Consider the following 6,269-nt stretch of genomic DNA (forward strand, 5'->3'; position numbering starts at 1 on the left):
AGCTCCTTCATTTCATTTATTCTTCTTGCAGGCAGCTCATTCTATTAAGCTTTAACGCTTTCTTTTACGATCGCTACAACCAGTTCAGCCGCTTTGGCGATATCTTCGGCTTTGATCCGTTCCTTGGTGGTATGAATATGCTCATAGCCAATCGCCAGATTCACCGTTGGAACTTTCAAGCCGTTGAATACGTTGGCGTCGCTTCCGCCGCCCGAATGAAACAGACGAGTCGCAAGGCCCAGTGAAGTAATAGCCCGGTCAGCAAGCTGCACAACAGGATCATGTTCATTGAAGCTGAACGCCGGGTAAAGAATCTCACTGCGGAACTCGCATTCTGCGCCATATTCCCGCACTGTAGTTTCCAGAGCTTCACGCATGGAAGCGATCTGCAGCTCTACCTTCTCCTGAACAATACTGCGCGCTTCCGCGTCAAGCTGCACATGATCACAGACGACATTCGTCGGACCGCCGCCTGCGAACTTACCGATGTTAGCCGTTGTTTCCTTGTCGATTCGTCCCAGCTTCATCGCTGAAATAGCCTTGCTGGCGACCTGGATGGCGCTGATGCCGTCCTCGGGATTGACACCCGCATGCGCAGATTTTCCGAAAATCTGCATCGTTACTCTCGCCTGTGTCGGTGCTGCTACAGCAATCGCTCCAACTTCACCGTTGGAATCAAGGGCAAAGCCCATATCCGCATCCAGATGCTTCGGGTCCATCGCCCGTGCGCCAAGCAGTCCGGATTCTTCTCCCGCTGTAATCACGAACTGGATCTGACCGTGCGGAATCTTCTGCTCTTGAATGACGCGGATCGCTTCGAACAATGCAGCAAGTCCCGCTTTGTCATCCGAGCCGAGGATTGTAGTGCCGTCGCTGGTAATCCAGCCGTCTTCCCCGAGGGTGGGTTTGATATTTTGCCCGGGAACCACTGTATCCATATGACAGGTGAACAGCAGCTTAGGTGCTGCCGCACCGCTGTCGGCCGCCCAGGTTACGAACAGATTGCCCGCTCCATGTCCGGTACGCTCCCGGGAATCATCTTCGATGGCTGTAAGGCCCAGAGCGCTGAATTTTGCTTTTAGCACATCGGCTATCTGACGTTCATTTCCGGTTTCGCTGTCCACACGGACAAGCTCCATGAACTCCTGAATCAATCGGTCTTGTACTATCACTTAGGCTTCCCTCTCTTTCACAGATAAGTTACAATAGTGGTACTGCTTATTTTCATGTACGCTTTTAACTTAAACTAATCCCAAAGGAGTCACTCATGAATCGTCAAAAATGGTTCCGCGTCGTGATTTATGTCATGCTGATCGCCATGGTCGCCTCAACCGTACTGCTGGTAATCGAGCCCTTCATGGCCGGTTAACGGACAAGCCTTGGCACATTAATAACAGCGTCCGGTTTCCGGGCGCTGTTTGGCATGCCGCAGCAGCCGCTTAATCCGCCGGAACCGTGCTGCTCTCCGCCCGAACCGCTTCATAAGGAAAATGGTGCAGAAAATAGGGAATCAATGCCTCTGCCACCTGCTCCATTTCAAATGAACGGCCGCTGCATTCCTCCAGTGACGTGATTCCATAACTCGAAATGCCGCAAGGAATAATCCCCTGAAATCCGCGCCGTCCGATTCCCTCCGAGATATTGAAGGCAAACCCGTGGCTGGTGATAAACCCTCTGCGTGATCTGCTTTTGTTGAACTTGACACCAATCGCGCAGATTTTCTCATCTCCGACCCACACACCGGTATACTCCGGCTTGCGAGTTCCCTCTATCCCCTGTGCTGCCAAATAATCAATGATGACAGATTCCAGGCGGCGAAGATAACCGCGTAAATCCACCTTGCCCTCTTCCCCGAGCTTTAGCAGCGGATAGCCGACAAGCTGGCCCGGCCCATGATATGTAATGTCTCCTCCGCGATCGATTTCAAACAAGGCAATACCTTGCTGCTCCAGCTGTTCCTTGCTCAAGAGCAGATGCTCCGGATGATTCTGTGAACCGATGGTGTAGGTAGGCGGATGCTGCAAAAGAATCAGCTGTTCATTAGCCTCTCCGGCATCGATCGCCAGTACGGATTTCTTTTGCAGCTCCCAGGCCGCGCCATACTCCATCAGGGGGTGATATGAAAGCTCCAGCTTACCAGGTTCCGGTTGATTCATCACTTCAGCTCCCCGCTTGGATATCAGTCTTCCGATTTAGGATTCATAACGAAACTTAATACAGTTTAGTGTCGGGCGTATAGCTTTCGAGATTATCTTTTACACGCTGCAGGAAACGGCCGCAAATGACACCGTCCAGAATCCGGTGATCCAGGGACAGACAGATGTTGGCCATGGAGCGCACGGCAATCATGTCATTGATAACAACAGGTCTTTTGACTATGGATTCGAATGTCAGAATCGCCGCCTGCGGGTAGTTGATGATCGGGTAGGACAGAATAGAACCGAAGGAACCGGTGTTGTTCACGGTAAAGGTACCGCCCTGCATATCATCCAGGCGCAGCTTGCCCTCGCGGGTCTTCTGGGCCAGTTCATCGATCTCGCGGGCCAGCCCCGCGATATTCTTCTGGTCAGCCTTTTTGATAACCGGCGTCATGACCGAATCCTCTGTACCGACAGCAAGCGCGATATTGATATCACGTTTGACGATGATTTTATCAACGGCCCATACGGAGTTCATAATCGGGTAATCCTTGATCGCACTAACGACAGCCTTCATCATAAAGGCGAGATAAGTCAGATTGATCCCTTCCTTGCGTTTGAACTCATCCTTGATTTTGTTGCGCAGCACCACCAGATTGGTCACATCCACTTCAATCATCGTCCAGGCATGCGGAATTTCCGATACACTCTGGCGCATTCTTGTCGCGATTGTGTTGCGGATCGGTGTTACGTCAATCAGATACTCCGAGCTGCTGCCAAGTCCGCCTTCCACCTCAATCGTTGGAATACGCGGGGATTCGCTCAGATGAAGACCGGATTGACGGACCGGCTCCAGCTTCTCCTGTACCTCCGCCTGAATGGCCTGGAGCGCAGGCTGCTGGGAGGCTTCTGGTACAGTCCGGGCTTCCGGCGCCGCGCCCGGCTGCGGGGACGCAGCTTGAACGGCAGCAGCGCCGCCGTTCTCGAGGAACATCAGCACATCCTTGCGTGTGATGCGTCCGCCGAGTCCGGTGCCCGGCACGGCGCCTAGGTCAATGCGGTGCTCAGCGGCAAGCGTCTGCACCGCCGGCGAGTAGCGTGAGCGCATCGGCGCGTCCGCTGCTGATGGAGCCAGTGCAGCCGGCCGGCCCGGTGCGGCTGGCGCGCTCGGGGCAGGCGCAGCTGAAGCTGCCTGCGGTGCAGCTGAAGCCGCCGGTGCGGAGCTTCCGGCAGGCGCAGCCACGGCGATGCGGGCGATGATCTCGCCCACGCTGACCGTCTGGCCTTCCTCGGCCAGCAGCTCTACCAGCGTACCTTCCACGGTGGAAGGGAGCTCGGCATTCACTTTATCGGTAATAAGGTCACAGAGCGGTTCATATTGCTCTACCAGATCCCCCGGCTTCTTCAGCCACTTGCCAATCGTAGCTGACACCAGCGATTCCGCAAGCTGCGGCATCATCACATCGGTCAGCTTTGTATTGTCAGACATGTCGTCACTCCTTAAAAATTTTGTTAGCAGATGCTTCCTGAATTAACTTCGTACAAACTCGCTTCGGAAACATGTTAATCAGTACTGTGCCAGCCGGAGCATTTCCGCTTTCACTTTATCCTTGCTCAGCATGAAGAACTTCTCCATCGGCGGGCTAATCGGCATCGCCGGCACATCGGGGCCGCATAGCCGGAAGATCGGCGCGTCCAGCTCGAACAGGCAGTGTTCAGCAATAATCGCTGCCACTTCCCCGCCGATGCCCCCGGTTTTGTTGTCCTCGTGGACAATCAGCACCTTGCCGGTCTGGCGGGCCGCCGCAATAATCGCGTCGCGGTCAAGCGGCTGCAGCGTGCGCAGATCCAGGATATGCGCGGTAATCCCTTCCTCGCGCTCCAGTTCCTCTGCTGCCTGCATCGCAAAATGCAGCGGCAGACTGTACCCGATAACCGTGATGTCACTGCCTTCACGCAGCAGGTTCGCTTCGCCGATCGGCACGGTGTAATCACCTTCAGGCACATCTTCCTTAATCAGCTTGTAGCATTTCTTATTCTCAAAGAACAGCACCGGATCAGGGTCTCGTATGGCAGATTTCAGCAGGCCCTTGGCATCTGCTGCCGAATAAGGCGCAACGATCTTCAGTCCGGGCGTACCGAAGAAGATCGATTCCGGGCACTGGGAATGGTACAGTCCGCCGAAGATTCCTCCGCCGATCGGCGCACGGATCACAATCGGGCAGCTCCAGTCGTTATTGGAACGGTAGCGGATTTTGGCCGCTTCGCTGATAATCTGGTTGGTGGCCGGCAGCATGAAGTCAGAGTACTGCATTTCCGCAATCGGCTTCATGCCGTACATCGCTGCCCCGATGGCAACACCGGCAATCGCCGATTCGGCCAGCGGTGTATCCATTACACGCTCTTCCCCGAATTGTTCCTGCAATCCCTTAGTGGTAGTGAACACACCGCCCTTAAGGCCAACATCCTCGCCGAGCACAAATACCGAATCATCGCGTTCCATTTCTTCCTTCATCGCCAAACGGATGGCATCGATATATTCCATCATCGCCATGAGTTATGCTCCTCCTTTGAGGCCGGAATCATCGTACACATGCAGCAGCGTGTCTTCCGGTTTCGGAAACGGTGCATTTTCGGCGTATTCGATAGCCTCTTTAAGTTCCAAATTATATTCAGCGGCAAGATCGTGCTCCTGCTCGTCACTCCAGAGTCCAAGTCCGGTCAGATAAGTGCGGAACGCGGCAATGCCGTCCTTTTTCCAGTTCTCGTCAACCTCTTCCTTGGTCCGGTAAGCCAGATCATTATCAGAGGTGGAATGCGGCGACAAACGGTACATCATCGCTTCAATCAATGTCGGCCCTTCCCCGGCAATCGCGCGCTCCCGCGCCTCCTTAACCACACGGTACACTTCCAGCGGATCATTGCCGTCAACGCGCACGCCAGGGAAGCCGTAGCCCAGTGCACGGTCACTGATTTTGCCGCCAAGCTGTTTGTGGACCGGAACAGAAATGGCATACTGGTTGTTCTGGCAAAAAATGATGACCGGCAGCTTATTCACACCCGCAAAATTGCAGGCCTCATGGAAATCCCCCTGGTTGCTGGAGCCTTCCCCGAAGGTCACAAAGGACACGAATTTCTTCTTCTTCATCTTAGCTGCCAGCGCGAAGCCAACCGCATGCGGAACCTGGGTTGTTACAGGACTTGAGCCTGTCACGATGCGCAGGCGCTTGCTGCCGAAATGGCCCGGCATCTGCCGGCCGCCGCTGTTGGGGTCCTCCGCCTTAGCGAATACGGACAGCATCAGCTCCCGCGTAGTCATACCCACCGACAATACAAAGGCGTAATCGCGGTAATACGGTAAAAAATAATCATTCTGCCGGTCCAGCGCAAACGCTGCTGCAACCTGCGCCGCCTCCTGGCCGATACCGGAGACATGAAAGTTGATCTTGCCGGCACGCTGCAGCAGCAAACTGCGCTCATCGTATTTGCGCCCGAGCTGCATATATCTGTACATATCAATGACCTGGCCGTCTGTGAGTCCAAGCTGTGAATGTCTGTTAACCGTTCCTACAGTAGTACCTTGGGATTCCATACAGAGGTACCTCCTAAATATTTTGATAGCTATACTGCCTGCTGCTTCGTACAACTCCATCTATTGTGCCCTGATCTTATAACCAGGTACTAAACCTAACTCAAGATCATTATAAGCCCTTTGCAGTCAAAAAGAAAAGAGAGGAAAAGCCGGAATAGAGCTATTTTACGTTTCTCAGGCGTAATTAGCTCTCTTTCGGATTCCTTTTATTACCCGCATCGTTTCCTAGAAGCCGATTGCTCTGCCATCCACGGCCAGCATTGCTTCTCCAATAATCTCGGACAAGGTAGGATGGGCATGGATCGCTTCCCCGAGCTCCCAAGGTGTGGCGTCCAGCAGCTGCGCCAGCGCGGCTTCCCCGATCAGGTCGGTCACATGCGGACCGATCATCTGCACCCCAAGAATATCCCCGCTGGTGCGGTCAGCTACAACCTTGACGAAGCCATCCTTCATTCCGTACACAATCGCCTTGCCGATGGCCGAGAACGGGAATTTCCCGGTCACCACATCATGACCCAGGCTCTGGGCTTCCTTCTCTG

The 6,269-nt window shown here is 54.2% G+C and carries 6 protein-coding genes and 1 pseudogene; 1 reads left to right on the plus strand and 6 read right to left on the minus strand.

Annotation, left to right across the window (positions count from 1 at the left end; genetic code table 11):
- Positions 1-44: 44 nt before the first annotated feature.
- Positions 45-1,172, minus strand: coding sequence for a tripeptidase T (locus tag AQR02_RS16815; protein WP_054941467.1), 1,128 nt, complete (start codon positions 1,170-1,172; stop codon positions 45-47).
- Positions 1,173-1,267: 95 nt separating this feature from the next.
- On the opposite strand from AQR02_RS16815, the gene prli42 reads away from it, so the two are divergent.
- A complete protein-coding gene (prli42, locus tag AQR02_RS32000; RefSeq protein WP_108722016.1) occupies positions 1,268-1,369 on the plus strand; it encodes a stressosome-associated protein Prli42 in 102 nt (33 codons plus the stop codon).
- A gap of 70 nt (positions 1,370-1,439) precedes the next feature.
- Here prli42 and lipB read toward each other — a convergent pair whose 3' ends face one another.
- From lipB to AQR02_RS34410, 5 genes and pseudogenes are all read right to left on the minus strand, one after another.
- Complete coding sequence (gene lipB, locus AQR02_RS16820) at positions 1,440-2,156, minus strand: lipoyl(octanoyl) transferase LipB (protein WP_054941468.1); 717 nt, start codon at positions 2,154-2,156, stop codon at positions 1,440-1,442.
- Between the two features lie 55 nt (positions 2,157-2,211).
- Entirely contained in the window at positions 2,212-3,627 is a 1,416-nt protein-coding gene (locus AQR02_RS16825; protein ID WP_054941469.1) for a dihydrolipoamide acetyltransferase family protein, read from the minus strand.
- Positions 3,628-3,705: 78 nt separating this feature from the next.
- A complete protein-coding gene (locus AQR02_RS16830) occupies positions 3,706-4,692 on the minus strand; it encodes an alpha-ketoacid dehydrogenase subunit beta (protein WP_054941470.1) in 987 nt (328 codons plus the stop codon).
- 3 nt (positions 4,693-4,695) lie between these two features.
- Positions 4,696-5,730, minus strand: a complete 1,035-nt coding sequence (locus tag AQR02_RS16835; protein ID WP_054941471.1) for a thiamine pyrophosphate-dependent dehydrogenase E1 component subunit alpha — start codon at positions 5,728-5,730, stop codon at positions 4,696-4,698.
- Between the two features lie 225 nt (positions 5,731-5,955).
- Positions 5,956-6,269 (minus strand): annotated as a pseudogene (locus tag AQR02_RS34410) (dihydrolipoyl dehydrogenase); the annotation flags it as partial.

The organism is Paenibacillus ihuae (genome assembly GCF_001368795.1).
Lineage (GTDB): Bacteria > Bacillota > Bacilli > Paenibacillales > Paenibacillaceae > Paenibacillus_AQ > Paenibacillus_AQ ihuae.